This is a genomic window from Aminobacter aminovorans, from assembly GCF_900445235.1.
GTDB lineage: Bacteria > Pseudomonadota > Alphaproteobacteria > Rhizobiales > Rhizobiaceae > Aminobacter > Aminobacter aminovorans.
In genome coordinates, this window is sequence record NZ_UFSM01000001.1 from 1,518,363 (window position 1) to 1,542,051 (window position 23,689).

A 23,689-nucleotide genomic window follows, 5' to 3' on the forward strand; every position below is an offset into this window, starting at 1 on the left:
GGTCAGATCGGGGTCGAAGCCGAGCCGTGCCCATAGACCACCACGAAGCTATCCTGCTCGATAAATGGAACGTGGATCCGTGTGAGCAGTGCGATCAGTTCGCTTGAGCAATCCTGTATCACCGGGCTTACCAACAGGCCTCTGTGCTCGGTGTAGCGGGGTGCAATCCTTATCCACTCGATGTGCAGGCCAAGGCTCGCTTCGTGGGTTCTTGCCCAGTCGCCGAAGTATGCCGGTGCGTACTCAAGCTCGTGTGTCTCAGGTGCCTGATGCACGTGTTTGGCCTGGTATGCGGGCGGAAAAGGCAGCTGATACATACCCCGACAAAGTTCCCGCCACTTCGTGTCGTTCATGTATGAAGCCAAACCGCGCTCTGTCAGGATTTCCCTGATGCGTTTCTTGTCCTTTGCATCGGTGAGCAGATACACATGGTCTGGATCGGGCGTCGCTATTACCATTTGTCCATCATTGCAGCGATGCTGGAAGGCCGCAACATTTCGTGCGGCTGACGTGTGACTGATTATCCCACCCGCTGGATGCTAAATGTGGCGATGATCTCCTGCGCCCGCATGGTCAGAAGTTGTCCTTGCGCCTGCGGACCTCAGTGAAGACGTCGACATCAGTCGCCTTTTCCATGCCGAGATGCTTGCGGACGGCGGGATCGGCCCAGCGCAGGAACGGGTTGGTGGCAAGCTCTTCGCCGATCGTCGTCGGCAGCGTCGGCTTGCCCTCGGCGCGGAGCGCCTCGATCTTTTCGGTGCGGGCACGCAGGGCTGCGTTTTCGGGGTCGATGGTCAGGGCAAAGCGGGCGTTGGACAGCGTGTATTCGTGCCCGCAATAAACCACCGTCTCGGGCGGCAGGGCGGCAAGCTTGTTCAGCGATTCGAACATGACAGGTGCCGGGCGCTCGAACAACCTGCCGCAGCCGAGCGCAAACAGGGTGTCGGCGGTGAACGCAACCTTCGATTTCGGCAGGTAATAGCAGACATGGCCGGCCGTATGTCCGGGAGTCTCGATGACCTCGATGGTCTCATTGCCGAAGGGAACCACCGAGCCCTGTTCGACCGTGTCGTCGATGCCGGGGATCTTGTCGCGCTCGGCCTCGGGCCCGACGATGCGCAGCTTGAAGCGCTGTTTCAGCGCGAGATTGGCCTCGACATGGTCGGCATGGTGATGCGTCGTCAGGATCGTCGACGGCGTCCAGCCGCTCTGTTCGATCGCCGCCAGGATAGGGCCTTCCTCGGGCGCATCGATGATCGCCGTCTCGCCGGTTTCGCGGTCGTGCAGCAGGGCGCCGAAATTGTCGGTGCGGCACATGAAAAGCTTGATCTCGACAGCCATGACAGGACTCCATTTTGCCGGGAACGATAGGGCGCGCCGCCAAGCCTGTCACGCCAAATGGGCCGGGGTCGTTGAAGTCGGCGGTTCGGGCGTCTACCTTCCTGCCATGAATTCCGACATCGTCGACCTTCGCTCCTTCTACTCGACGCCGCTTGGCCGCCTCGCCGAGCAGTCGATATCGATGGCGCTGTCCTCGGTATGGGCCGGCCTGCCCAATGAGCGGCTTGTCGGATTAGGCTATACGCTGCCCTGGCTCGACCGCTTCGGCTCCGATGCCGAACGCGTCTTTGCCTTCATGCCGGCTACACAGGGCGCCGTCGTCTGGCCGGCGAACGGCCCGTCCTCGACCGCCCTTGTCTTCGACGAGGAGCTGCCGCTGGTTGATTCCTCCGTCGACCGGGTTTTGCTCGTCCATTCGCTCGAACATGCCGAAAGCCCGCGCGAGACGCTGAAGGAGATCTGGCGCGTGCTGTCGCCGGCGGGACGCATTGTCATCGTCGTGCCCAACCGGCGCGGCGTGTGGGCGCGTTTCGAACACACGCCTTTCGGCACTGGGCGACCGTTCTCGTCGGGTCAGCTCAACGAGCTGCTGCGCGAGGCCAATTTCACCGTCTCGGCGTGGTCGGACGCGCTGCATTTCCCGCCGTCGCGGCGCAAATGGATGATGAAGTTCGACCATCTGTTCGAGCGCGCCGGACGCCGCTTCTGGCCGATCTTTTCCGGCGCCATCGTCGTCGAGGCGCAAAAGCGCGTCTACCAGGGCATTCCGCTGGCCCAACGTGCCTCGCGGCGCGTCTTCGTGCCGGTGCTGTCGCCCAGCGGGGCCTCGCGCGGGTTCCCGGCGCTGCGGCGCAGCGGTGCCGAGCTCGGCGGCTGAGCGCCACCTCACGAAGGGGTGAAGGTCGGCCACTTCCATTCCGCCGCCATTGCCGCGACACTGGCTTGTCCTACCGGAGAGCCTGCCAATGCTGGGCGTGCTGGCCATCATTTCATGTCTGGGCTGCGAATTGCCCAAGCCGGTCGCCATGCCGGTGGCGGGTGTTGCGGTCGACGTCGAACTGGTGCTGGCGGTCGACGTGTCTAGGTCGATGGACCTGGAAGAATTCACCCTTCAGCGCGCCGGTTATGTCGCAGCATTGCGCCACTCCGATTTCGTCGAAGCTGTGCTTTCCGGCCTACATGGCCGCGTCGCCATCACCTATTTCGAATGGGCCGGCACGGTGCGCGCGGAATCGGTGGTGCCGTGGCAGATCATCGACGGGCCGCAAAGTGCCGCAGCCTTCGCCGCCCGGCTCGAGGCGCGGCCGTTCAGCGGCTTTCGCGGAACCTCGATCTCCGGCGCGGTCACTTATGGCGCCAGCCTGTTCGACCGCAATGACGCCGATGGTTTTCGCCGCGTCATCGATATTTCGGGAGACGGGCCGAACAATTTCGGCAAGCCGGTGATACCCGCGCGTGATGCCGCCTTGGCCCAGGGCATCGTCATCAACGGCCTGCCGATCCTGATCCGGCCGTCGCGAACGGCATCCCGGCTCGACCGCTACTATGCCGAATGCGTCACCGGTGGCCCCGGCTCGTTTGTCCTGCCGATCAAGGCGGCGTCGGAGTTCGCCACCGCGATCCGCCGCAAGCTGGTGCTTGAAGTCAGCGGCGATACCGATGCCTTGCCTGTCATAAGGATCGACACCGAGCCCCGGGTCGACTGCATGGCCGGCGAACGCGACAGGCGGATCTACTCCGACCCCTATTTCCCGGAGCTAGATCGTTAGGATTTTTGCCGGTCCGTTGTAGGAGGCTCATGCGGAGAATATGCTGAATCACTAATATTTCTGCGAATTAGGCAACTCTTGTGCCTGGGAGCATGGCCATGGAGGGGGAAAACATCGGGCGCGTGCTGCGCCAGGCTGCGGAACATGCCATCCGCTACAGGTCGGAACTGCCATCCAGGCCTCAGCGTCCGCTGCATGGCTACATCGACGCCTTGGCTGCCTTTGACAGCCCCTTGCCTGAGGCCGGAGAGGCTTCCAATGTCGTGATCGACGAACTGGCGGCCCGGGCCGAACCGGGCCTCAACGTCACCACCGGTGCGCGCTTCTTCGGCTGGGTCATTGGCGGTTCTCACCCGGTCGGCGTTGCCGCGGACTGGATGACCAGCGCCTGGGGCCAGAACGCCGGCAACCACCACGCCATGCCTTCGGCCGCGGCGGCCGAAACGGTTGCCGCGCGCTGGCTGCTGGAGTTACTCGACCTGCCACGCGAAAGCTCGGTTGGCTTCGTGACCGGTGCCACGGTAGCAAATTTCGTCTGCCTTGCCGCTGCGCGCGGCGCGGTGCTGCGCCGCGTCGACTGGGATGTCGAAGCCAACGGCCTGTTCGGCGCGCCGCCGATTTCCGTGCTGATCGGAGACGACGCCCACACTACGGTGTTTTCGGCGCTGCAATTCCTTGGACTTGGCCACGACCGGCTGATCCGGGTCGCCACTGACAGCCAGGGCCAGATGCTCTCAGACGACTTCGCTCGCCGAGCTGCTGAAGTGCGTGGGCCTGCAATCGTCATCCTGCAGGCCGGCCAGATCAATACAGGCGGCTTCGACAGGTTCGCCGAGCTGGCGCCGATCGCCCACGGGGTCGGTGCCTGGGTCCATGTCGACGGCGCATTCGGTGCCTGGGCGCGTGCCTGCCCGACGTTCAGGCATTTCACCGAAGGGCTCGACGCTTGCGATTCCTGGGCAACTGATGGCCACAAATGGCTGCAGACGCCCTATGACTGTGGCTATGCCATCGTGCGCGACAGCGAGGCGCATTGCCGGGCCATGACCATTGCTGCGAGCTATCTGCCGCCGGCAATGGAGGGTGAGCGCGACCCCAGCCATTTTGTCCCCGAACTGTCGCGGCGGGCGCGTGGTTTCGCCACCTGGGCGATCATTCGCCATCTCGGTCGCGAGGGCATCGCCACGATGGTCGAGCGGCACTGTCGTGTTGCCCGGCTGGTCGCCGAGCAGTTGCGCGGTGAAAACGCCATCGCCGTCCTGAACGATGTCGTGCTCAACCAGGTGCTGGTGCGGTTCGGCGCGGACGAGCCTGCGGAGCGCGGCGACGAACTGACCCGGGCAACGATAGCCCGGCTGCAGCGAGACGGCGTTGCTTTCGCCGGCGGCGCCAAATGGCGCGGACGCGAGGTGATGCGCATTTCGGTGATTTCCTGGCTTGTCGATGATGCGGCCGGCAAGGTCGCTGCCGAAGCCATCATTGCAGCCTGGCGCGGTGTGCGTGAAACGTCCCAGGTCTGACGTCGATATTGCCGGTTGCCTGGCTCCGCCGGTGGCATATTCATCTGCCCGCCTTCAAATTTGCCAGATCGATCCCTAGATGACAGCGGGCCTGGCCCACTTCGAAGAATAGGGATTTTCCTCCTGACCGACCTTATCCGCCAAAAGCGCGCCGTGCAGCAGTCCAAGGGCAAGCGCGCGATGCTGATCGTCAATCCGCGCGCCCGCCGTGGCGGCGGGTCGATCGATGCCGCCCGCCAGGTGCTGATCGATGCCGGCCTCGAAATCGAGGAAATGGCGACCAGCAAGGACGAGAACGCCTCGGAGCTGATTTCGCGCCACGCCGATCATTTCGACATCGCCATCGTCGGTGGTGGCGACGGCACCCTCAACAATGCGGCTGCCGGCCTTACCCATTCCGGCCTGACACTGGGCGTGCTGCCGCTCGGCACCGCCAATGATTTCGCCCGCACGATGGGCATTGCGCCGGACCCGGTGAAGGCGGCGGAGGTCATTGCCGCCGGCCACCAGACGACTGTCGATCTCGGCGAGGTCAACGGCCATCTGTTCTTCAATGTCGCCAGCATCGGCTTCAGCGCCGAACTGGCGGGCGAGCTCACCGAGCACGCCAAGAAGCGGTGGGGCACGCTCGGCTACGGCATCGTCGCGGCCAGGCTGTTGATGCGCTCGCGCCTGTTCACCTGTTATGTCGATCATGACGACACCACCGAAAAGATCCGCACCATGCAGGTCTCGGTCGGCAACGGTCGCCATTATGGCGGCGGCATGACCGTCGAGGAGACCGCGACCGCCGACGACGGCTGGCTCGATCTCTACAGCCTCGAGGTCGACCACTGGTGGCGGCTGCTCAGGCTTTTGCCCAGCCTGCGCAAGGGCACGCAAGGCCAATGGGACGACGTCCGCGCCTTCAAGACGACCGAAGTGACGATCCGCACCAAGCAGCCGCGTCCGGTCAATACCGACGGCGAGCTGGTGACCTGGACGCCGGCACATTTCCGCATCCGACCCAAATCGGTGAACGTGTTCGTGCCCAAGGACTGACGCCGCCACGACGGTTTCCGACCGCGTATTCGGTCACGGACCGTTCAGCCAAAGCGGGGATACGCAGCTTCAGTTGAATGGCAAACTCTGCGGCGCCGATTCGCACGAAGCGGCCAGCCGGAGGATGCGCATGCCAGGCCAATCGTTCATCCAGACCAATCGCGAGCCTCTGGCAGCAGATGTCGACGGCGGGTTTTTCGACCATCTCAGAATGGCGCGGCAGGCGCTTGCCGGCTCTCCGGTGCGCCGAACACTCGTCTGGCCCGGCCTGTCGATCCTTGCCGTCATCCTGGCGACATCGGCCGGGCAGATCGTGCTCAACCGCTGGAACAAGCCGTTCTACGACGCGCTCGAAAACCGCGACCTCGACGCCTTTCTGCACCAGCTGACGATCTTCGCGGCGATCGCCGGCTGCCTCCTGGTGCTTAATGTCGGCCAGCAATGGCTGAACCAGATGATCCGGCTCAAGCTGCGCGAGGGGCTGACGCTCGACCTCATCACCGAATGGCTGCGCCCTGGCCGTGCCTTCCGCCTCGCCAATGCCGGGGCCGTCGGCGTCAATCCCGACCAGCGCATGCAGCAGGATGCCGGCCACCTCGCTGACCTGACCACCGACCTTGCCATCGGCCTGCTGCAGGCCTCGATCCTGCTGGTGTCCTTCGTCGGCGTGCTGTGGAGCCTGTCGTCCGGCTTCGTCTTCCATATCAGTGAGCGCTCGTTCAGTATCCCTGGCTATATGGTCTGGGCGGCGATCGTCTATGCCGGGTCGGCCTCGTTGCTGAGCTGGCTCGTCGGCCGGCCGCTGATTTCTCAGAACGCCGAGCGTTATTCGCGCGAGGCCGAACTGCGCTTTTCGATGGTCCGCATCAACCAGAACATCGACGCCATATCATTGGCGCGCGGTGAGGCTGACGAAAAGCGCCGGTTGGAGTTGGACCTCGCCGGTGTGCTGACTGCGCTGCGCCGCATCTTTACCACCCAGATCAATCTTGGCTGGGTCACCGACGGCTATGGCTGGTTCACCGTGGTCGCGCCGATCCTTGTCGCGGCACCGGTTTATTTCGCCGGTGATATCAGCTTCGGCGGGCTGATGATGGCGGTCAGCGCCTTCAACCAGGTCCACGCTTCGCTGCGCTGGTTCATCAACAATGTCGGCGCCATCGCCGACTGGCGCGCCACGCTCATGCGCGTCGGCGTGATCCGCCAGGTGCTGGTGGCGACCGATACGCTGCATGACGAGCAACAGCGCATTGACATCGGCGAAAGCAGCGACGGCTCGCTGGCGTTCGAAGATGTCGAGCTGGTCTCGCCGAGCGGCTGCATCAGGCTGTCAGAGCCGCATGTCAGGGTCGGGCCGGGCGAACGCCTGCAGGTCACCGGCGAGGCCGGTGCCGGCAAGACGCTGCTGTTTCGGGCGCTGGCCGGACTGTGGCCGTGGGGCAAGGGCCGTATCGAACTGCCTGCCGGCAAGCAGATCGCCTTCCTGCCGCGCATCTCCTACCTGCCGCCGGGCACGTTGCGCGAGGTGCTGGCCTATCCCGCCAGCGGGGCCGTGCTCAAGGACAAGGATTTTGCCGAAGCGCTCGCTGCCGTTGGACTTGAACGGCTGGCAACTTCGCTCGACCGTGTCGCGCCGTGGAACGAGGAACTGACAAGCGACGAGCTCAGGTTGGTTGCCTTCGCCCGGCTCCGCTTGCGCAAGCCCGACTGGGTGATTGTCGACGAGGCCTTCGAGACGCTCGACGCTGCCGCGCACAGCCGCGTCAAGGACATGTTCGAGGGCGAGCTTGCCGATACAGGCGTCGTCTATTTCGGCCCGCATCGTCACAATGGCGGCCTGTTCGGCCGGACCGTCCACCTCGCCAAGGACAAGCGCGGACCGGTGCTCAAGCCGGTCCGCATCAAGGATGTGGCCAAGGCTGCTGCCCCGGCCTGAGCCGGCAGCGGGTCTCAAGCGATGCGGCGCCGTGGCCAGACCGGTCAGATGACCTGCGACTGGGCCTTCGGGCGCGTCGCGTCGCTGACCGCCTTGCCTGGCCCGAAGACAATGAAGCTGAGGACGGCCAGGATCCAGACGCCGATGCCGCCATAAAGCAGCGTCCAGCCAAAACCGTCGACGAGTGCGGCATGCGCCAATGCTGCCGGCACCTCCAGCGTCGATGGGCCGGCCAGTGGCTGCGGCGTAGCAGCGCCACCGGCGGCGATGCGCTCGGCCAGGGCCCGCAACTGGGCCGTATCCGGGGCCTGCGGCAGTGCGTTTCGCAGCGTGTGGAGAATGCCTTCGACAAGCACCAGGCCCATCACCGCGATGTTGACGGCCAGTGCGATCAGCCTGGCGCTGGCGTCGATGCCCGAGGCCATGCCGGCACGGCTGGCTGGCACCGAGCCTGTGGTCATATTGGTGGCTGGCGTCGTCGTCAGGCCAAGGCCGATGCCCGAAATCAGGGCGCCAGCCAGCACAGTGGCTCCAGCGGCCTGCTCGAGGCCGCTGCCGAACCACATCACCATGAAGCCAAGGCCGATGGTGAACAGGCCAAGCGGGATGATGGTTCGGGCGCTGGTGCGCAGCAAAAGGAACTGCGCGACAGGCGACATCACCAGGAAGGGCACGGTGTAGGCGAGCAGTGCCAGCCCGGTCGTTGCGCTGTCATAACCGAGGCCAATGGTGAAATAGATCGGCAGGTAGATCATCAGCGGCCAGTAGCTGAAATTCATGCCGACGCAGCCGATGATGGCGCCGGAGAAGTCGCGGATCCTGAATACCGAGAAGTCGAACATCGGATGCGGGTGCAGGCGCTCAACAGCGATGAAGGCGATCAGGCCGGCGATGGTTGCCGCTGCGATGGCAAGTGCGGTCGGGCTAAGCAGACCGAGATCGTTGCCTCCTGTGATGTAGTAGGTCAGGCCGAAGACCGATGCACTCAGGACGACGATGCCGGCGACGTCCAGCTTCCTGGCCTGCGGATCGCGCGATTCGGTGACGCTGGCATAGGCCATAACAAGGCACAGCACGGCCAGCGGTGCATGGACCAGGAACACCCATTGCCACGTAGTCAGGGCGACGATCAGGCCGCCGATGAGCGGCCCGAAGCCCAGACCGATGCCCGATATGACGCCCCAGATGGCGAAGGCGCTGCTGCGTGCCCTGGCGTCCTGGAACTGGTGCGAGAGAATGGCGATCGAGCAGATGAACATGGCGCCGCCGGCCATGCCTTGCAGGAACCGGCTGATGATCAGCACGGTGGTGTTGGGGGCGAGGCCACACATCAGCGATGTCAGGCCAAAGGCTGCAACGGTGATGGCGAAGACCAGCTTGCGGCCATAGCGGTCGGCCAGCGTCCCCGTAGCCATCAGCACCGTCGTGCAGGCAATGGTGTAGGCGTTCATGATCCACTGCATGTCCTGGAAGTCGGCCTGCAGCACATGTTCGAGCGTCGGCAGGATCACCGGCACGCTCGAGATCTCGAGGCCGAACATCAGCGCCGACAGGCAGATCGCCCCCAGCGCCAGATTATCTCTACTGATCAGCTTCATCCCATACCTCTGGCTGACGGCACTGGCTCGGGCGCCTTGCCGCACTGTTGCTTTGAGTCATCGACATAGGTGAAGCTTGATCATATCGAAATGGTATGTATTTCTATTTCAGTGATAACAAAACGGAATGGACGCGATGCTGTGGCTTGACCCGGAAGCGGTACGCAACTTCGTCATGGTGGCCGAGCTGCAGAGTTTCACCCGGGCCGCCGACGCGATGGGCTCGACGCAGGCCGCCGTCTCCGTCAAGCTCAAGCGGCTGGAGGAGCGTGTCGGCCGCAAGCTGATCGAGCGCACGCCGCGGCGCGTACGGCTGTCGGCCGAGGGCGCGCTGTTCATCGATTCGGCACGGGCTTTTCTGGTTGCGCATGACAATGCGGTCGCCGGCCTGTCCTGCGGCAAGCGCCGCTTTGCGCTCGGCATCGCCGGGCATGTCGCCGGTCCAGAGGTGACAACCTTGCTGGCGCGGCTCAACCAGCACGATCCAGCACTGACCATCGAGGTCCAGGTCGACAATTCGAGCAATCTGCTCGACGCCTTCGATCGCGGCAAGCTAGATGCGGCGATCGTCAGGCGCGAGGATGATCGCCGTGATGGCGAGGTGCTGGGGCCGGAGCATTTTGGCTGGTTCGCAACGCCCGACTTCCATCACCGCGAGGGCGAGCCGATACGACTGGCTGCGCTGTCGCGGGCCTGCGGCGTGCGCGATCTCGCCACGCGCACGCTCGACGATGCCGGCATCGCCTGGGTCGAGGTGTTCCTCGGCGGCGGCTCGTCGGTGGTGACGGCGGCTGTTTCAGCCGGTCTTGCGACGGCGGTGTTTTCGAGCCGGCTGGCGCCGCCCGGCACGGTCGAGGTCAGCCGCAAGTTCGGCCTGCCCGAGGTGCCGTCGTCGGAAATCGTGCTGCATTCGACGCTGACCGACCGGCGCTCGCGCGAAGCGCTGCGCATCCTCGCCTGCGCCTTCCGCGAGCACCGCGCGTCGGGGCAATAGCAGTCAAGGTGTTCGCGTATGAAGACGTTCACAGCCACCGGAATGATGAAGGACCGCGGCCAGGTTCCGGACGCGGCCATGAATTGATCGGCTAGCGACCCTTGCCGATTGTTTCCAGATCGTACTCGGTGGTCTGGTAGACCCGGTTGATCCAGTTGCCGAACAGCAGATGGGCATGCGAGCGCCAGCGGTTCAGCGGCTTACGCTGCGGGTCGTCGTCGGGGTAATATTCATGCGGCACGGCAATGGTCACGCCGGCGGCCACGTCGCGGTCATATTCTTCCTTGAGCGAGGTCGAGTCATACTCGATGTGGTTGAACATGTAGAGCCGGTTGCCGGCTTCTTCGGCCAGCAGGCTCGGGCCGGTTTCTTCCGATTCCATCAGCAGTTCAAGGCCGGAGCCCTCGGGAATGTCTGCGGCGCGGACCTCGGTCCAGCGCGACACCGGAATGGCGAAATCGTCCGAGAAGCCGGCGAGGTAAGGCGAGGCCGGCGCGTTGTTGTTGTGGCGGTAGACGCCGAACGCCTTTTGTTCCAGCGTGTGCTTGGGCACGCGGTGGAAATGCCAGGCGGCGGCCATCGCGCCCCAGCAGATGAAGAACGGCGAGTGCACGTTGGTCATCGTCCAGTCCATGATCTGCTTGAGTTCGTCCCAGTAGGTGACGTCTTCGAAGGGCAGAAGCTCGACCGGCGCGCCGGTGATGATGAAGCCGTCGAACTTGCGGTCCTTCACCTCTTCCCAGGTCTGGTAGAAGGCGATGAGGTGATCCTCAGACGTATTCTTGGCCTTGTGGGTGCCGATACGCACCAGGGTCAGCTCCACCTGAAGCGGGCTCGCGCCGATCAGGCGTGCGATCTGGGTTTCCGTCCTGACCTTGTTGGGCATCAGGTTGAGCAGGCCGATCTGCAGCGGACGGATGTCCTGGCGCAAGGCGGTTTGCTCGTCCATGACGGACACGCCCTCTTTGACCAGCACTTCGCGGGCGGGGAGTTGATCCGGGATCTTGATCGGCACTGTGCGAACTCCAAAAAAACAAAAAAACCGGCATTGCTGTCGCAAAGCCGGTTTACGGATCGCAAACGGCCCTTTAGCGACTTGTTTAACGTGGCTGCAAGCCGACCGGCCAAATCACCACGGGTCTATGCCCTGCTATTACGCCCGGGCGCCGATTGCGTCAACCGCGACCCATTCGTCCGGCCAGACCGCCCGGTTCCGCCGGTTTTCCTCGACATTGCGTGCACCGGGCGGTATTTCCGCTGCGGCCTCCGGCCGGAGGCGCCAATCCAGGATATTTCGAAATGACCAAGGCACCCGAGCAGATTCGCCCCGAACCCCGCGCCGGCATCATGGACATCGCAGCCTATGTCCCCGGCAAGAGCTCCGCTCCGGCAGGCGTCGCCAAGGTCCATAAGCTGTCGTCGAACGAAAATCCGCTCGGCGCCTCGCCCCATGCGGTCGAGGCCGTCCAGAGGCTTTCGCATAAGATGGAGTATTATCCCGACGGATCGGCGTCACGCCTGAGGCAGGCGATCGCAGCGACCCATGGGCTCAACCCTGCCAACATCCTGTGCACAAACGGCTCCGACGAAGTGCTGGGCCTGCTGTCCCAGAGCTATCTCTCGCCGGGTGACGAGGCCGTCTACACCGAGCACGGTTTCATGGTCTACAAGATCTATACCCAGGCTGCCGGTGCCACGCCCGTCGTTGCCAGGGAGGATGCCGAGAAGGCCAGCGTCGACAACATCATCGCGGCGGTGACGCCGAAGACCAGGATCGTCTTCCTCGCCAACCCGAACAACCCGACCGGCACCTACCTGCCGTTCGAGGAGGTGCGCCGCCTGCATGCCGCGCTGCCCAAGAACGTGCTGCTCGTCCTCGATGCCGCCTATGCCGAATATGTCCGCCGCAACGACTACGAGTCGGGCGTCGAACTGGTCGCGGCCAACGAAAACGTCGTCATGACGCGCACCTTCTCCAAGATCCACGGCCTCGGCGGAATGCGCATAGGCTGGATCTATGCGCCGGCGCACATCATCGACGTGCTGGAGCGCATGCGCGGTCCCTTCAACGTCAATGCGGCGGCAATCGAAGCCGGCGTCGCGGCGATGGAAGACCGTGGCCATGTCGAGCGCACTGTGGCGCACAATGCCAAGTGGGCGGAATGGCTGGTTGCCGAGTTCGAAAAGCTTGGCCTGCGCGTCACGCCTTCGGTCGGCAATTTCCTGCTGGTGCACTTCCCCGATGACGGCAAGCACTCGGCTGCTGCTGCCGACGACTATCTCACGGCGCGCGGCTATATCCTGCGCAGGGTCACCGGCTACGGTTTCCCCAACGCGCTGCGCATGACCATCGGCACCGAAGAAGCCAATCGCGGCGTCGTTGCCGCCCTCACCGAATTCCTGAAAAGTTGACCAATGTCCCAACCTCTCTTTGAAAAGATCGCCCTCGTCGGCATCGGCCTGATCGGCTCGTCGCTGGCCCGTGTCATCCGCCGTGAAGGGCTTGCCCATCACATCGCCATCTCCACCCGCAGCGCAGCTACGCTCGCCCGTACCGAGGAACTCGGCCTCGGCGACAGCTACTCGACAGATGCCAAGGTGGTGGTGAAGGATGCCGACCTCGTCATCGTCTCGGTGCCGGTCGGCTCCTCGGAAGCGGTGGCTGTCGACATCGCTTCAGCGCTGAAGCCGGGCGCCATCCTCACCGACGTCGGCTCCACAAAGGCCTCCGTCATCGCGCAGATGGCCCCGCACGTCCCGGCGGGCGTGCACTTCATCCCCGGCCACCCGCTGGCCGGTACCGAGAAGTCGGGTCCGGATGCGGGTTTCGCCGAGCTGTTCGAGAACCGCTGGTGCATCTTCACACCGCTGCCCGATACCGATCCGGTGGCGCTGGACAAGCTGTCGGAGTTCTGGCGCCGCTGCGGCTCCAACATCGACACGATGGACCCTGAGCATCACGACATGACGCTCGCCATCGTCTCGCACCTGCCGCACATCATCGCCTACAACATCGTCGGCACCGCCGACGATCTGGAGTCGGTGACCAAGTCGGAAGTCATCAAGTACTCGGCCTCGGGTTTCCGCGACTTCACCCGTCTGGCGGCTTCCGATCCGACGATGTGGCGCGACGTCTGCCTGCACAACAAGGATGCGATCCTCGAAATGCTGGCGCGGTTCTCCGAAGACCTGGCTTCGCTGCAGCGGGCGATCCGCTGGGGCGACGGCGACAAGCTGTTCGAGATGTTCACCCGCACCCGCGCCATCCGCCGCTCGATCATCGACGCCGGCCAGGAAGTCGACGTGCCGAACTTCGGCCGCGAGGCGATCGAGCATCCGGTTAAGGGGTAGGGGAATAGGGGATCGCCCTCCCTTACTCCCTAATCCCCTACTGCCTTAATCAACCGCCGGCACCATGCCGAGCGGAATGAAGCCCAGCATCGCCTTGCCCTTGACGATCTTCAGCGGCAGGGTCGGGGCGTTGCCGAGCAGCGCGAGGCCGGTGAACGCGGTCTCGAACTGTTTGCTCTGCTCGGGGATGACCTGAGACAGGATGCGCGAGAGCTCGCGCGGGTTCTGGATCGTCACCTTGAGATCCGCATCGATCAGCCCATCGTCGCCGACCGACCATGGGCCGCTGAGTGCGACGCCGGTCGTACCGCCCGTCGTCAGCGTCAGCGAGCGAATGCTGCCCGACTGGCCGCGCAGCACCGGCTGCCTGCTCTCCACAAGCGCGACACCATTGTTCAGCGAGGTGTCGGCGCTGCCGTCGAGCTTGGGCAGCGTGCGGCCACCTATTGCCTGCGGGTCGATCTGGAGACCGGTGAAGGTGCCGGCAAGATCGATGTTGGCGCCATTCGGGCGCAGATGCGTCTGCGTCTGCTCGGCGGTGAACAGCGGCTTTGCAACGCCGTCGATGAACGCCGCCTGGCCGGACAGCTTGCGCGTTTCGACCGAAATCCGTTCGGGAAGGGGTTTGGCGATGCGGGTGCTGGCGTGCAGCAGGTCCCAATCGAACTGCAGTTGCGGCAGGTCGGGCGCGTTGATCCTGAGCGGGCCGTCAATCTCCAGCACCGAGTGCATCGGCTGGTAGACCTGGGCGGCGGTGCGGAAACTGCCGGCGCTCGCCGAAATCCTGCGGCCGGAATCCTCATAGTCCAGCCGGTCGCAGAATAGCCCGATGCGGAATGGAAAGCCCTTGATCTCGGGGTTGGCGCATTCGAGCGACACGCCATCGCGGTTGACGCCGGCGATCGCCTTGCGCACCTCGCTTTCGGCCTTTCCGGCGAACCAGAACCATCCGGCGCTATAGCCACCGAACAGAAGCACGATGAAAAGCCCGAGCCACATGAAGCGGCGGCTGGAATTCGGTCTTGGTTCCTGACTTGACGGCATGCTTGGGCTCTCGCTAACGCGGTTCTGTTCACCGCGATCACCAACAGGCTGGCGATATGGGCGATTTTTGGGTTTTTGGCTACGGTTCGCTGATGTGGCGGCCAGGTTTCGCGCATATCGAGACGCGCCGTGCCCGGCTGATGGGCTTTCGCCGCTCGCTCTGCATCCGTTCCTGGGTCCATCGCGGCACCGAGCAGCGCCCCGGCCTGGTGCTCGGCCTCGACCGCGGCGGCTCCTGCGTCGGCCTCGCCTTCCGCGTGCCGGGCGATCTCAGGGACGAGGTGCTAGCCTATCTGCGTGAGCGTGAACTGGTCACCAGCGTCTATCTCGAACGCCAACTGGCAATAGAGCTCGACCAGGGCGAAAAGGTCGAGGCGGTCTGCTACATCGCCGACCGCAAGCACCACCAGTATGCCGGCAATCTCGACGCGGCCCACGCCGCCGAAATCGTCGGTGGCGCCGTCGGTCAGTCGGGCCGCAACGAAGACTATGTGGTCAGCACCGTCGAGCATCTCAAGGCGCTCGGCATTCGCGACCACTGGCTCGAAGAAGTGGCGCGGCTCATCGGCAAACAGGCCTGATGTCAGGAGGGCAAAATCGACGCCCGATTTTCGGCGGCGCGCCCGGCGGAGACGCGCTAAGGATCAACCATGCTGTTCCAACGCCCCGATGACGACACGCTCTACGATGCATTGATTGCCCGTGATGCAGGCTATGACGGCTTTGCCTATGTCGGCGTGCGGACGACCGGCGTCTTCTGCCGGTTGACCTGTTCCGCCCGCAAGCCCAGACGCGAGAACGTGCAGTTTTTCGACACCACGGCCGAATGCCTGCATGCCGGCTTCAGGCCTTGCCTGCGCTGCCGGCCGATGATGGGCTCGGGCGAAGCGGAGCCATTGGTCGCAACGCTGGTCGAAGCACTCGAACGCGAGCCGGAGCGGCGCTGGCTGGAAGCCGACATCGTTGCCATGGGCCTCGATGCCTCGACAGTGCGCCGCGCCTTCAAGCGTCGTTTCGGCATGAGCTTTCTCGAAATGGCGCGGCTGCGCCGGTTGGGGCAGGCGGCGGAACGGCTGATGTCAGGTGACAGCGTCGTCGGCGCGCAGGTCGAGGCGGGTTTCGATTCCGGCAGCGGATTTCGCGCGGCTGTCACCCGGCTGCTTGGCGAGGCGCCGGCCAAGCTGCGCGGCAAGACCATGCTCAAGGCCGACTGGATCGAGACGCCCATCGGCCCGATGATCGCCATCGCCGACCAACACGCCCTGCACATTCTCGAATTCCTCGAGCGCAAGGCGCTGGCGACAGAGGTGCGCAAGCTGCAGGCGGTCACCGGTTCGGCAATAGCCTTCGGCAGGGCGGCACCGATCGACCAGATCGAGGCGGAACTCTCCGCCTATTTCGCGGGCACATCTGCAGAGTTCGCCACTCGGCTTGCGCCGCAGGGCACGTCCTTCGAGCGTCAGGTCTGGGATGGCCTGCGCCGCGTTCCGGCAGGTGTCTCGGTGACCTATTCCGGTCTTGCCGCCGAGATCGGCAATCCCGCAGCCGTACGTGCGGTCGGCCGCGCCAACGGCGCCAACCCGATCGCCATCGTCATTCCGTGCCACAGGGTCGTCGGCGCCAGCGGTGATCTGACAGGTTATGGCGGCGGCCTCTGGCGCAAGCGCTGGCTGCTCGAACACGAGCGGCGCATGACTGCTGGTTAGCCAGCCGGTAGCTAGCCGACCTCGATACCCAGTTCCTTCAACCGCTTCACCGCCGTCGGCGGCATCGGCGGTGGATTTTTCGAGGTTGCTGCTTCGATCAGGAATTCGTCGCAGGCGGCCTCCGTCTCTGAAATCAGGCGCTGCATGAATTCCTCGCGCGTGAGGCCCGCAGGGATCGGCTTCAGGAAACGTGCCTTGATTGTGCCGGGGAAGCGCAGGAACTTGCGGCGGGGCCAGTACAGGCCGGCGACATGGGCGACCGGGACCACGGGCATGTTGAGCGCCGCATAGAGCTCGGCGATGCCCCATTTGTAGGCCGGCTCGTCGCCGGGGGCGCGGCGGGTGCCTTCGGGGTAGATGATCAACTGGCGATCATTCTGCATTTCCCGGCGGGTTGCCACCACCACCGCCTTCAGTGCTGCCGAGCGCTTGCCGCGATTGACCGGGATCATCTTCATCTTGGCGATGTACCAGCCGAAGAACGGGATCCACATCAGCTCGCGCTTGAGGATGTAGAGCGGGTCGCGCAGATAGGGGAAAAAGGCGATGGCATCCCAGAAGGACTGGTGCTTTGGCGCCAGGATGAACGAACCCGCAGGCAGGTTCTCAAGCCCCGTTACCTCGCTTTTCGTTCCCGCGATCTTCTCCTGAAGCCACAGGCTCGAACGCGCCCAGAATTTGGGCACCAGCCAGGCGCGGTGGCGTGGCGACAGGAAGTAGTAGGGCGTCCAGACGATCATCTGGACGATCAGGCTGACATAAAAGACGAAGTTGAACGCCAGCGAGCGGATATGGAGCATTGGTGAGGAGCGCCTGAAGGACGGGGATTTCGCCGTTGGTTACACCAAGCCGGCCGAAAAGGAAAACGCCGCTTCGCGCACAATCGGTTTTTGCGCGGGCCGGCTTTTGTGCCGGAAAGTTATTCGGCGGCGGCCTGGACCACGACCATGCCGTCCGAGGTCGGCTTGACCGGCACGATGCCGCGTGCCAGCGCCAGCAGGTACTTGTTGTACTCGGTGAACAGTACGCGGAACGCCTCGGGCTTGGTCAGCCAGCGACCTTCGCCAAGCTTGGAGTTGACGACCGGGTAGGGCTCCAGGCTGGCCTTGCGCAGCAGGCGGCCCATTTCCAGCATGCTGCGCGGCATGTGGTAATTGTTGGTGACGAGGATGACGCGGGCATAGTCGTGGCTTTCAACCCATTTGGCGCTTTCCTCGGCATTGCCGATGGTGTCGAGCGCGGCGCGGTCGATGTCGACCCGGTTGAACAGCGACTTGTCGCTGCGCGTCGCCAGCTGCAGTTGCCGGCGCGTCGCCGCGGGGTGGACGCCGCTGATCAGCAGGCGTTCGCCCTTTCCGGCCTTGAGCAGGTCGAGCGCCGCGTCCAGCCGCGATTGGCCGCCGGTCAAAACGATGATGGCGTCGGCCTTGGCGGGGTTGGCAGGTGTGGTCAGGCTGCTGACATGGGTCGCAAACAGCGCGAAGCCGCCGGTGAAGATGACGGCAGCGGCGACCAGGATGAACAGTATGCGGCGCAAAAAAATCATTCTCCGGCGCGGCTTGAGCCCAGCCGGGTAGAATTTTCTTTCCGAAACCGTCCCCGATGCGGCGAGCGCGTTCTGACCCATCACGAAACCATGGTTACGCAGGGAATGAGGCTTTTGCAGCGCCTATCTAAGCACATTCTGCAACAAATTGACATCATCGGTGATCACATCCTCTCCGGATGCTGCACGTCGATGTCGCCAAGATAGCTGACGACGGTGAAATGCGATGTCGCAGCCGTCAGCGCACCGATGACCGCAACGATCACGGCGACGCCGAGATAGCCGTTCACGCCGATGGCGAAATTGCCGAACAGTGCTGTTGCCTGGTCTGCTTCGGGGGTCGCAAGATTGAGCGACGACCACCACGAAAAGATGATGAAGACCACCACCGCGGCAACGCCACCGGCGGCAGCGCCCTTCATGCCGGTGAGCAGGAAATGGCGACGGAATTCGCTGGCGATGAAATTGGCCTCGGCGCCGACGAAATGCAGCACCTCGATGATGTGGCCGTTGCCGGCCATGGCGCCGCGCGTCGCAAACACCACCGACAGGATCGTCGCTGCCAGCATCAGCACCAGCACGCCGGTGCCGATGGTGACGGTCGTGCGCGCCATCGCCACCAGCCGGTCGACCCAGGTGCGGTGATCGTCGAGCGTTGCGGTCGGTACCTTGGGCGTGATCGCCTGGCGCATCGCACCGAAATCGGGCGGGCTGCTCTGGTCGATGGTGACGATCACCAACCGCGGCACCGGCAGTTCGTCGATGTTCAGCCCCGAGCCGAGCCAGGGTTCGAGCAGGCGCGCGGTGGCCGCCCGGTCGACGATCTTGGTGCCGCTGACGCCGGCGAACTCGCTGGCAATGCGGGCAGCAGTCTCGAGCGCGGCTTCCATGTCGAGCCCTTCGGCCGGCTTGATCTGGATCGTCGCTTCGCGTGCTATCTGGTTTTCCCATACCGAGGCGGTGTCGCGCACAAGTGTCACCGCTCCCAGCGTCAGGCACGACAGGAAGGTCATGATGGCGATGACCAGCACCAGCGCGCGGCCGGCGATGTTCTGCGACGGCACGATCGGTGCGGTCTTGCGCTGCATTCGCGGCGCCGGCTGCTGCTGCAGCGGCGCATCCTCGAATTCGTCTTCGAACTCCTCGTCGTGGAAGCGGCTGTCGGCTTGGACCTCAGTCATAGATGTCGAGCCTTCCGCCGGCGAGGATCATGCGCCGGGCGTCGACCTGGTCCATCAGGCCGAGATCGTGGGTGGCGATCACCACCGCGGTGCCAAGCCGGTTGAGTTCGATGAACAGCCTGAGCAGGCGCCGCGCCAGCGGTGGGTCGACATTGCCGGTCGGCTCGTCGGCTAGCAGGATCTCGGGCTGCTCGATCAGCGCGCGGGCGATCGCGGCGCGCTGCTTCTCGCCGCCCGAAAGCACCGGCGGCAGCACATGCATGCGCTCGCCGAGGCCGACCCATTTGAGCAGTTCGGTGACGTCTGTGCGGTAGCTCGCTTCCTCGCGGCCGCGCACGCGCAACGGCAGCGCCACGTTCTCATAGGTGGTCATGTGGTCGAGCAGGCGGAAATCCTGAAACACCACGCCGATGCGCCGGCGCATCAGCGGCAGCTCGGTGCGCGAGATGCGCGAGCGGTCCTTGCCGAAGACGCTGATCAGGCCGCGCGTCGGCTTGAGCGACAGGAACAGGAGCCGCAGCAGGGTGGTCTTGCCCGCGCCCGAAGGCCCGCTCAGGAACTGGAACGAGCGCTCGGGGATGTGGAAGGAGATGTCACGCAGGATCTCCGGTCCCATCCCGTATCTGAGGCCGACATTCTCGAAGCGGATCACGTGCTGCAGACCTTGAACTTGCGAAACATTGGGAACTTACGAAACCCTGGAGACTTGCAAAGCCCCGGGGACTTGCGAAGCCCTGGGAACTTGCGAATCCACGGAGATTCATCGGGACCCTGGCTGCCCGTTTCTACGAAACGACCATGGGTCCGCATGGTTAACGGACGGTTAATTTTCCGTCCGGAATGGGGCGCTGGGGCGCCTCGGTGGCGAAGCATTAACCATTTCCGTTTACCCCCTCTCAGTAGAATGTCTAAGGGGTCTGATGGCTGAGCAGCGGAAAGCACGCCCGGTTTCCGGCGAAATCATGACCGATGACGGCCGCGACACTTCCGCCCAGCCCCAGCGCGCGCCTGCCTCAGACATCATCGACGCCGATTTCGAGGTCGTGGCGCATGCCGATCGCCGAAACGAATCATCCACCGTCCAACCCGTCTTTGTCAGCCAGCCAGCCAGTACCGGCGGAATGGAGATGCTGCGGCCAACGCATTCTCGGCGGGACGCTGGGCCCACGCGCGGTGGGCCGATCTTCTGGCTGTCCGGTATCTCATTGGCGGCAATGGCGTTTTGGGTGGCTGGCGGGCACCAGATGCTGCATGCATCGGCCTTTCCGTTGTCATGGCAGGCGTCCAGCCTGCGCTTGGCCGATGTCGTTTCGCGCATCGACAGCTCCGGTCGCAAGCCGCTGCTGCTCGTCGATGGCGCTGCCTTCAACGATGGAATCAGCCCGGCATCGCTGCCGCCGATCGTCATTGCCGTCACCGGTGATGACGGCAAAGTCCTGCGTTACAGGCTGGGGACAGGTACCGTTCCGGTAGCGGCCGGCGCAAGATGGGACTTTTCGAGCCGGCTCGACGTGCCTATGAACGGGGTAAAGACCGTTACGGTCGCTTTCTCGGAATAGGATGCTGTCATGCCAGTTCTGCGCGACAAGGAAATCGAAGTGCTGTTCTCCGCCTCGGCGATCGCACGGCGCAATCTCGAACTCGCCAAGGACATCGCGGCGCACGACTACACCGACCTTCTGGTCATCTCGGTGCTGAAGGGTTCGTTCATCTTTGCCGCCGACCTCATCCGGGCCATGCATGACGTCGGCCTTTCGCCGGAAGTCGAGTTCATCTTCATCTCCAGCTATGGCGCGGGCACGACCAGCGGCGAGGTCCGCGTGCTGCGCGACATCGACAACGAGGTCGCCGGCCGCGACGTTCTCCTGATCGACGACATTCTCGAATCGGGCAAGACGCTGAAGTTCACCCGCGAGCTGATGATGTCGCGCGGCGCCAAGAGCTGCTCGATCGCCGTGCTGCTCGACAAGCGCATGCGCCGCAAGACCGACCTCAATGCCGACTACGTCGGCTTCGACTGCCCCGACTATTTCGTCGTCGGCTACGGCATGGATGTGGCACACGCCTTCCGTGAACTGCCCTTCGTCGGGGTGGTCAAGGGCGAGGCCTGACAACGGCCGATCACAAATTTTCCGGCGTTCAGAAATCGTCAACCAGTCGCGGCAAATATCGCCGCCATGGCAAAGCTTCTGATCGTTGAGGACGATGAGTCCGTACGCACACTTGCAGCCCGCGCGCTCGAACGCGCCGGCCACAAGGTCGATGTCGCTTGCGATGGCGCCGAGGGGCTCGACTGCATCCACGCAGCGCGGGGCGGCTACGACCTCGTCGTCTCAGACATCCGCATGCCGGAGATGGACGGTATCGAGATGGCGCAGAAGGCGGCTCGCGCCTATCCCGGACTGCCGATCCTGCTGATGACCGGCTATGCCGACCAGCGCGAACGTGCCGAGGAACTCGACGCCATCATCATCGATGTCGTGCAGAAACCGTTCACGCTGTCGGACATTCGCGACCGCGTCTCGCTGGCACTTGTATCTCAGTCGACGGTAGCGCTTGCGGGTGCTGCCTGAGGCGGCCGCGTCCCGACATTGAGCGCAAAGATGCCGGCGCCGACGATCAGCAAGGCGCCGATGACCGTGCCGCTGCCGGGGATCTCAGCGAAGAACAGGAAGCCCCACAGCGGCGCCCATAACAGCCCGGTATATTCGAAGGTCGCTGCCTTGTTGGCCGGCGTCAGCCGGTAGGCCTGGCCGAGCAACACCATGCCGACAGCAGCAATGATGCCGCAGGCGCCCATCATCAGGAAGTCGCGCAGGCTCGGCCAGATCCACGGCCGCATCAGGAAATCAAGGCTGGGGTGCCCGGTCTGATGGAAGCCTGTGGCGGAGAAGATCGTGGTGATCAGCACCGCGCCGAGCAGATAGGCGGCGTTCTGGTAGAAGGCCATGGTCGTGGCGCTTTCCGTCACGCCGACCTTGCGCGCCATCAGCTGCGAGAAGCTGTAGAGAAATGCCGAGACGAGAGACAGCAAGGCCGCCCATTCGAAGATGCCGGCCCCAGGATTGACCATGACGATCACGCCGAGCAGGCCGACGGTGCCGGCGGCAAGGCTTTGCCACGGCACCCGCTCACCAAGATAGGGACCGGCCATGGTCATTATCAGCAGCGGCGCCAGGAAAAACAGCGCTGCCGCGTCGGCGATCGGCAGCGCCGGGATGGCCAGATAATAGGCGCAGTAGGACACGAACAGGATCGTCGAACGCGTGGCGAGGAAGCGCCAGTTGGGCGAGGCGAGTGCTGCCAGGCCGACATCGCGATGAACCAGCACAAGCAGGATCGGCAAGGCGACCACGGCGCGGATCAGCAGGGCCTCGCTGACCGGGTAGGTGCCGGCCACGGCCTTGATCAGTGCGTCCTGGATCGAAAACACCAGCACGCCCAGGCAAAGGCAAAGGATGCCGAGAAGCGTTCTGTTGTGCATGGTACAGGGGTGCTCGCCTGAGAGGTCGTGTCGACTGTTGTATCTTGAGATCAGGCGGCGCGAGAGCGCTTGTCGGCGCCTCCTGTTGGGCCAGCGCTGGATGGCGCGGCGCGTTCACCTTCAGAGCGATGCGCCAAAAAAATACCCGCCGGCAAAGTTGCGGCGGGTGAAAGTGAGGACGGTTTTACCAGTCCGTAGCCGCATCTCTTACGGCCACCTTCCAATGGGTAGCGGGACTATTCCCTGCCGTTTGACACGATGCAAACGAATTGGAATGATGACAGTCATTAGATTTTCTCATGGCTGAAAACGTTTTCATGACCGCACGCCTCGACAGCGACCTGTTGCGCACCTTCCTCGCGGTTGCCGAGAGCGGCAATTTCACCCGCGCGGCCGAAGGCGTCGGGCGTACCCAGTCGGCAATCAGCATGCAGATCAAACGCCTTGAGGAGGTTGTCGGCGAGGTGCTGTTTGCGCGCGGCGCGCGTGGCGTCACCTTGACGGAACGGGGTAGCGAGCTTGTCGGCAATGCCCGCCGGATCGTTGCCCTGCTCGACGAAACCGCATCCGCGATGCGCGCCGCACCACTTGGCGGGCCGGTCCGGATAGGCATTCCCGAGGAGTACGGGCAGCCCGTCCTGTCGCGCGCGCTGGGTGCCTTCGCCAAGCGCCATTCGCAAGTGGAGGTGACGGTTCGGTTCGGTTACTCGGTCACCCAACTGGCGGCGCTGGCAGCCGGCGAACTCGACCTTGCCGTGGTGTTCGAGTGGCAATTTCCTTCGGGCGCCGAAGTTCTGATGAACGACCCAACCGTCTGGGTGACCTCCATTCACCACAATCTGCATCTGGAGCGGCCGCTGCCGGTTGCCATGTACACCCGTCACGGCTGGTCGCGAGAGTACGCGCTTCGCTCGCTGGAGCAGCGCGGCATCGATTATCGTTTCGCCTATACAAGCGACACCACCAACGGGCTTTCGCTTGCCGTCACCGCCGGCCTGGCGCTGGCGCCGATGGCGCGCAGCAACATTCCTGTGGACTGCCGTGAGCTGACGGATGCCGAGGGCTTCGGCCCGATCGACACGACGAGGGTCGTCATGCATCGCAACCCGCGTGCCAACAGCGAAGCCGTCGACGCCATGGCCGACGCCATCCGGGATGCCTTCCATCAGCGGCGCTGA

24 protein-coding genes and 1 riboswitch are annotated in these 23,689 nt (G+C 64.0%); of the genes, 14 read left to right on the top strand and 10 right to left on the bottom strand.

All coding sequences use genetic code 11. From position 1 onward, the window contains the following. Positions 1 to 2: 2 nt before the first annotated feature. Together DY201_RS07500 and gloB are read right to left on the bottom strand one after the other, a co-directional pair. The gene (locus DY201_RS07500) at positions 3 to 458 is read right to left on the bottom strand and encodes a DUF6678 family protein (protein ID WP_131922320.1); all 456 of its coding nucleotides are present in this window, start codon (positions 456 to 458) and stop codon (positions 3 to 5) included. 115 nt (positions 459 to 573) lie between these two features. Then, complete coding sequence (gene gloB, locus DY201_RS07505) at positions 574 to 1,341, bottom strand: hydroxyacylglutathione hydrolase (protein WP_115730665.1); 768 nt, start codon at positions 1,339 to 1,341, stop codon at positions 574 to 576. Between the two features lie 106 nt (positions 1,342 to 1,447). Between gloB and DY201_RS07510 the strand changes: the two genes are divergently transcribed. The 5 genes from DY201_RS07510 (at position 1,448) to DY201_RS07530 (ending at position 7,607) form a co-directional block, all read left to right on the top strand. After that, positions 1,448 to 2,218 carry a class I SAM-dependent methyltransferase gene (locus tag DY201_RS07510; RefSeq protein WP_115733652.1) on the top strand — a complete coding sequence of 257 codons (771 nt, stop codon included), beginning with the start codon at positions 1,448 to 1,450 and terminating at the stop codon, positions 2,216 to 2,218. Positions 2,219 to 2,306: 88 nt separating this feature from the next. After that, a complete protein-coding gene (locus tag DY201_RS07515) occupies positions 2,307 to 3,110 on the top strand; it encodes a DUF1194 domain-containing protein (RefSeq protein WP_115730666.1) in 804 nt (267 codons plus the stop codon). A 98-nt stretch (positions 3,111 to 3,208) separates the two neighbouring features. Further along, complete coding sequence (locus DY201_RS07520) at positions 3,209 to 4,630, top strand: pyridoxal phosphate-dependent decarboxylase family protein (protein ID WP_115733653.1); 1,422 nt, start codon at positions 3,209 to 3,211, stop codon at positions 4,628 to 4,630. Between the two features lie 153 nt (positions 4,631 to 4,783). Continuing rightward, on the top strand, positions 4,784 to 5,671 hold the full coding sequence (locus DY201_RS07525; protein WP_115730667.1) for a lipid kinase: 888 nt from the start codon (positions 4,784 to 4,786) through the stop codon (positions 5,669 to 5,671). A 130-nt stretch (positions 5,672 to 5,801) separates the two neighbouring features. Beyond that, positions 5,802 to 7,607 carry an ABC transporter ATP-binding protein/permease gene (locus tag DY201_RS07530; protein WP_115733654.1) on the top strand — a complete coding sequence of 602 codons (1,806 nt, stop codon included), beginning with the start codon at positions 5,802 to 5,804 and terminating at the stop codon, positions 7,605 to 7,607. A gap of 44 nt (positions 7,608 to 7,651) precedes the next feature. Here the strand turns inward: DY201_RS07530 and DY201_RS07535 are convergent, their stop codons facing one another. Beyond that, complete coding sequence (locus DY201_RS07535) at positions 7,652 to 9,205, bottom strand: MFS transporter (protein WP_115730668.1); 1,554 nt, start codon at positions 9,203 to 9,205, stop codon at positions 7,652 to 7,654. Positions 9,206 to 9,341: 136 nt separating this feature from the next. Between DY201_RS07535 and DY201_RS07540 the strand changes: the two genes are divergently transcribed. Next, the gene (locus tag DY201_RS07540) at positions 9,342 to 10,199 is read left to right on the top strand and encodes a LysR family transcriptional regulator (protein WP_115733655.1); all 858 of its coding nucleotides are present in this window, start codon (positions 9,342 to 9,344) and stop codon (positions 10,197 to 10,199) included. 91 nt (positions 10,200 to 10,290) lie between these two features. Here DY201_RS07540 and metA read toward each other — a convergent pair whose 3' ends face one another. After that, positions 10,291 to 11,214 (bottom strand): homoserine O-acetyltransferase MetA, encoded by a 924-nt coding sequence (gene metA / locus DY201_RS07545; RefSeq protein WP_115730669.1) that lies wholly within the window; start codon positions 11,212 to 11,214, stop codon positions 10,291 to 10,293. Positions 11,215 to 11,267: 53 nt separating this feature from the next. Further along, positions 11,268 to 11,345, bottom strand: a riboswitch (SAM riboswitch). 153 nt (positions 11,346 to 11,498) lie between these two features. Between metA and hisC the strand changes: the two genes are divergently transcribed. Further along, on the top strand, positions 11,499 to 12,611 hold the full coding sequence (gene hisC, locus DY201_RS07550) for a histidinol-phosphate transaminase (protein WP_115730670.1): 1,113 nt from the start codon (positions 11,499 to 11,501) through the stop codon (positions 12,609 to 12,611). Positions 12,612 to 12,614: 3 nt separating this feature from the next. Beyond that, positions 12,615 to 13,550 carry a prephenate/arogenate dehydrogenase family protein gene (locus DY201_RS07555; protein WP_115730671.1) on the top strand — a complete coding sequence of 312 codons (936 nt, stop codon included), beginning with the start codon at positions 12,615 to 12,617 and terminating at the stop codon, positions 13,548 to 13,550. Positions 13,551 to 13,595: 45 nt separating this feature from the next. Here the strand turns inward: DY201_RS07555 and DY201_RS07560 are convergent, their stop codons facing one another. Beyond that, on the bottom strand, positions 13,596 to 14,594 hold the full coding sequence (locus tag DY201_RS07560; RefSeq protein WP_115730672.1) for a DUF2125 domain-containing protein: 999 nt from the start codon (positions 14,592 to 14,594) through the stop codon (positions 13,596 to 13,598). Between the two features lie 56 nt (positions 14,595 to 14,650). On the opposite strand from DY201_RS07560, the gene DY201_RS07565 reads away from it, so the two are divergent. Together DY201_RS07565 and DY201_RS07570 are read left to right on the top strand one after the other, a co-directional pair. After that, positions 14,651 to 15,175, top strand: coding sequence for a gamma-glutamylcyclotransferase (locus DY201_RS07565; protein ID WP_115730673.1), 525 nt, complete (start codon positions 14,651 to 14,653; stop codon positions 15,173 to 15,175). 69 nt (positions 15,176 to 15,244) lie between these two features. Next, positions 15,245 to 16,300, top strand: coding sequence for a bifunctional transcriptional activator/DNA repair enzyme AdaA (locus DY201_RS07570; RefSeq protein WP_115730674.1), 1,056 nt, complete (start codon positions 15,245 to 15,247; stop codon positions 16,298 to 16,300). A gap of 11 nt (positions 16,301 to 16,311) precedes the next feature. Here DY201_RS07570 and DY201_RS07575 read toward each other — a convergent pair whose 3' ends face one another. The 4 genes from DY201_RS07575 to ftsE form a co-directional block, all read right to left on the bottom strand. Then, a complete protein-coding gene (locus tag DY201_RS07575) occupies positions 16,312 to 17,100 on the bottom strand; it encodes a lysophospholipid acyltransferase family protein (protein WP_115730675.1) in 789 nt (262 codons plus the stop codon). Positions 17,101 to 17,219: 119 nt separating this feature from the next. Continuing rightward, positions 17,220 to 17,846 (bottom strand): YdcF family protein, encoded by a 627-nt coding sequence (locus DY201_RS07580; protein WP_425358716.1) that lies wholly within the window; start codon positions 17,844 to 17,846, stop codon positions 17,220 to 17,222. Positions 17,847 to 18,010: 164 nt separating this feature from the next. Continuing rightward, complete coding sequence (locus DY201_RS07585) at positions 18,011 to 19,027, bottom strand: cell division protein FtsX (RefSeq protein ID WP_115730677.1); 1,017 nt, start codon at positions 19,025 to 19,027, stop codon at positions 18,011 to 18,013. Continuing rightward, positions 19,020 to 19,679, bottom strand: coding sequence for a cell division ATP-binding protein FtsE (gene ftsE, locus DY201_RS07590; RefSeq protein ID WP_067957659.1), 660 nt, complete (start codon positions 19,677 to 19,679; stop codon positions 19,020 to 19,022). Before ftsE ends, DY201_RS07585 begins: the two co-directional genes overlap by 8 nt. 310 nt (positions 19,680 to 19,989) lie before the next feature. Here ftsE and DY201_RS07595 point away from each other — a divergent pair, with 310 nt between their 5' ends. The 3 genes from DY201_RS07595 to DY201_RS07605 all read left to right on the top strand — a co-directional run bounded on the left by DY201_RS07595 (position 19,990) and on the right by DY201_RS07605 (position 21,600). Continuing rightward, positions 19,990 to 20,586 carry a hypothetical protein gene (locus DY201_RS07595; RefSeq protein ID WP_245431921.1) on the top strand — a complete coding sequence of 199 codons (597 nt, stop codon included), beginning with the start codon at positions 19,990 to 19,992 and terminating at the stop codon, positions 20,584 to 20,586. 9 nt (positions 20,587 to 20,595) lie between these two features. Beyond that, complete coding sequence (gene hpt / locus DY201_RS07600; protein ID WP_115730679.1) at positions 20,596 to 21,138, top strand: hypoxanthine phosphoribosyltransferase; 543 nt, start codon at positions 20,596 to 20,598, stop codon at positions 21,136 to 21,138. A 66-nt stretch (positions 21,139 to 21,204) separates the two neighbouring features. Next, on the top strand, positions 21,205 to 21,600 hold the full coding sequence (locus DY201_RS07605) for a response regulator (RefSeq protein WP_165915903.1): 396 nt from the start codon (positions 21,205 to 21,207) through the stop codon (positions 21,598 to 21,600). Here DY201_RS07605 and DY201_RS07610 read toward each other — a convergent pair. Then, on the bottom strand, positions 21,567 to 22,511 hold the full coding sequence (locus DY201_RS07610) for a DMT family transporter (protein WP_115730681.1): 945 nt from the start codon (positions 22,509 to 22,511) through the stop codon (positions 21,567 to 21,569). The two genes, DY201_RS07605 and DY201_RS07610, sit on opposite strands and share 34 nt — an antisense overlap. A 317-nt stretch (positions 22,512 to 22,828) precedes the next feature. On the opposite strand from DY201_RS07610, the gene DY201_RS07615 reads away from it, so the two are divergent. Continuing rightward, positions 22,829 to 23,689 carry a LysR substrate-binding domain-containing protein gene (locus DY201_RS07615; protein WP_115733656.1) on the top strand — a complete coding sequence of 287 codons (861 nt, stop codon included), beginning with the start codon at positions 22,829 to 22,831 and terminating at the stop codon, positions 23,687 to 23,689.

Coding starts and splice junctions, on each gene's coding strand:
- DY201_RS07500 (WP_131922320.1), bottom strand. CDS start 458: ATGGTAATAGCGACGCCCGATCCAGACCATGTGTATCTGCTCACCGAT.
- gloB (WP_115730665.1), bottom strand. CDS start 1,341: ATGGCTGTCGAGATCAAGCTTTTCATGTGCCGCACCGACAATTTCGGC.
- DY201_RS07510 (WP_115733652.1), top strand. CDS start 1,448: ATGAATTCCGACATCGTCGACCTTCGCTCCTTCTACTCGACGCCGCTT.
- DY201_RS07515 (WP_115730666.1), top strand. CDS start 2,307: ATGCTGGGCGTGCTGGCCATCATTTCATGTCTGGGCTGCGAATTGCCC.
- DY201_RS07520 (WP_115733653.1), top strand. CDS start 3,209: ATGGAGGGGGAAAACATCGGGCGCGTGCTGCGCCAGGCTGCGGAACAT.
- DY201_RS07530 (WP_115733654.1), top strand. CDS start 5,802: ATGCCAGGCCAATCGTTCATCCAGACCAATCGCGAGCCTCTGGCAGCA.
- DY201_RS07535 (WP_115730668.1), bottom strand. CDS start 9,205: ATGAAGCTGATCAGTAGAGATAATCTGGCGCTGGGGGCGATCTGCCTG.
- DY201_RS07540 (WP_115733655.1), top strand. CDS start 9,342: ATGCTGTGGCTTGACCCGGAAGCGGTACGCAACTTCGTCATGGTGGCC.
- hisC (WP_115730670.1), top strand. CDS start 11,499: ATGACCAAGGCACCCGAGCAGATTCGCCCCGAACCCCGCGCCGGCATC.
- DY201_RS07555 (WP_115730671.1), top strand. CDS start 12,615: ATGTCCCAACCTCTCTTTGAAAAGATCGCCCTCGTCGGCATCGGCCTG.
- DY201_RS07560 (WP_115730672.1), bottom strand. CDS start 14,594: ATGCCGTCAAGTCAGGAACCAAGACCGAATTCCAGCCGCCGCTTCATG.
- DY201_RS07565 (WP_115730673.1), top strand. CDS start 14,651: ATGGGCGATTTTTGGGTTTTTGGCTACGGTTCGCTGATGTGGCGGCCA.
- DY201_RS07570 (WP_115730674.1), top strand. CDS start 15,245: ATGCTGTTCCAACGCCCCGATGACGACACGCTCTACGATGCATTGATT.
- DY201_RS07575 (WP_115730675.1), bottom strand. CDS start 17,100: ATGCTCCATATCCGCTCGCTGGCGTTCAACTTCGTCTTTTATGTCAGC.
- DY201_RS07580 (WP_425358716.1), bottom strand. CDS start 17,846: ATGATTTTTTTGCGCCGCATACTGTTCATCCTGGTCGCCGCTGCCGTC.
- DY201_RS07585 (WP_115730677.1), bottom strand. CDS start 19,027: ATGACTGAGGTCCAAGCCGACAGCCGCTTCCACGACGAGGAGTTCGAA.
- DY201_RS07595 (WP_245431921.1), top strand. CDS start 19,990: ATGACCGATGACGGCCGCGACACTTCCGCCCAGCCCCAGCGCGCGCCT.
- hpt (WP_115730679.1), top strand. CDS start 20,596: ATGCCAGTTCTGCGCGACAAGGAAATCGAAGTGCTGTTCTCCGCCTCG.
- DY201_RS07605 (WP_165915903.1), top strand. CDS start 21,205: ATGGCAAAGCTTCTGATCGTTGAGGACGATGAGTCCGTACGCACACTT.
- DY201_RS07610 (WP_115730681.1), bottom strand. CDS start 22,511: ATGCACAACAGAACGCTTCTCGGCATCCTTTGCCTTTGCCTGGGCGTG.
- DY201_RS07615 (WP_115733656.1), top strand. CDS start 22,829: ATGACCGCACGCCTCGACAGCGACCTGTTGCGCACCTTCCTCGCGGTT.